The organism is Staphylococcus sp. B1(2026), from assembly GCF_058895785.1.
Genome location: NZ_JBZXTS010000091.1, coordinates 1 through 2,053 on the forward strand (window position 1 = coordinate 1; position 2,053 = coordinate 2,053).

The following is a 2,053-nucleotide window of genomic DNA, read 5'->3' on the forward strand; positions in this document are numbered from 1 at the left end:
AACTATTATTAGATTTACCATAAAAACCTTGATGATAAGTAGCTAAATCTTGAATATTGATTTTGTCAAAGTCAATATTGTACCAACGTTGCATATAAGCTAAGCCAAGTAATAATTTTTCTTTATTTTGTTTAATATATTTTATAGTGTAATCATTAGATGTGTTAGATAAATAAGAGGTAGATAGAACTTTATTTAACACTTGATCAATATTATTTTTAATGTTTTCAAAGGCACTTTCTAAATAAAGTAAGCCCATTTTTTCTTTCAGAATTTCTTGTTTAGCTTCTTCTACTGTTATTAAATGATTAGATTGTGCAACTTTATTATTTATATCATTAGTAGTGATTATCGTTCCTAATGCATTTAATACTTTTTCAGAATAATATTGAATATCATTAATATTAGAGCTTACTGCTTCTAATATATTAAAGGATTGTTTAGGCATATATTGTGGTGTGTAAATTAATGAGGTGTTTTTCAGACGATAAGTTAATTGTGTTTGTTCTGTTTGTGGTATTAAATCAATATAAGCAATTGTATTATCATCAAAATGAATCATTAGTTTATTTATATTTTTTAAATCATTGGAAATAATTTTATGATTATACATTGGTGTAATGGAGAGAATAGGTGTAGTAAATAATTTATCAGATTGATAAATCTCATTACCTAATTTAACAATTACTTCTTTATTATAAAAAGGTATTAATTTAGCTACATTATGATATGCGATAGATCTATTTTTTTCTGCTTGTTGAACTGTTTGATAATTAGCAGTTAGTTGATTGATTTGTTGATCTTGGGAACTATCCGTTAAAGTTGTTGATATTTTCATTTTTTTAATTTTATTTTGTGCATAGGCATCACTAATACCTATACCCCATGCATCGGGTTTACCATGGGCAATATTTAAAACATAAAAACTATTTGTTATATTTGCATTAGTAAAATTAGTATCTCCATGGATAAAGGCTGTTGAGTTATCACCTTTAATAAAACTAAGGGCATTATCTACTTGCCCACGAGTATATGTACTTCCTACAATACCACCGATTTGTGCGTTAATTCCAGTATTATTTAATTGACCTTTTGCATAAACATTACTTATTTTTCCACTTTCTAATAAACCAACAATACCACCTACACGTGTGTTTTGATGTTGGAAATTACCTACAATATTGACATTAACAAAAGATTGTGACAGTGTCGTATCTTTAGCTTTTCCAATTAAGCCACCTAATTCACTTGTGTTATTGGGTTGAGTTGCATAAATTTGACCGTGGAAAGCTGTATTATTAAGTTGTGATTGTGTTGCACTGGCAACTAAACCACCGATATTACTTGTTGCATGAATAGCACCTTGAACAGAGACATCTTGTACTGTGCTTTGTTGAGCTGTTTTAGCTAAAGCACCGATATTTGTTTGAGATGTTGTAATATTGACATTTTTTAAATCAATATATTTAATCGTCGCACCTTGTAAAGCTTCAAATAAAGGCATTTTCAAATTGTGGATAGCAAATTGTTGTTGGTTTGTGCCACCTAATAGTGTACCTGTAAAAGTTTTTGTTACATAACTTGATGTAGGCGTTATTTCATCAGCACTAACATCGCTGGCCAGTGAAAACGTACCGTTTGGATTAGCGTTAATAGCTTCTACTAATGATTTGAAGGATGTAAAACCATTTGTAGTAGTAGGTGTTTTTTTGATATATATCTCATGGTTATTTTGGGGCATGTTTGATAAAGCAGTTGTTAGTTTAATGAATGTTTGACCTGCTTTTTGTACTTCTTGTGCTTGTGTAATAGGTAATAATAAATCTTGAGAATTACCTGTTTTAATTTTAACAACATAGTCATTAAATGATGTAGGGACATGATCTAAAGTTACTTTTTGTTGATACTCATTGTTTGTTTTATGTAATAATGTGACTTGAGTCACATTATTTAAGCTTAGCTGTGGACCAGTTGTTTCTAAAGTACCGACACGCACAACTTCATTAGTAGGTGCTGTTGTTTGTGTACCAGTTTGTACACTATTAACTAATTG

Annotated in this window: 1 protein-coding gene; it reads right to left on the reverse strand. The window is 29.4% G+C overall.

Annotated features, from left to right (window positions below; translation table 11 throughout):
• The coding region (locus AC5EAH_RS07995) for a ZmpA/ZmpB/ZmpC family metallo-endopeptidase-related protein (RefSeq protein WP_493494254.1) at positions 1–2,053 on the reverse strand (2,053 nt) is incomplete at both ends.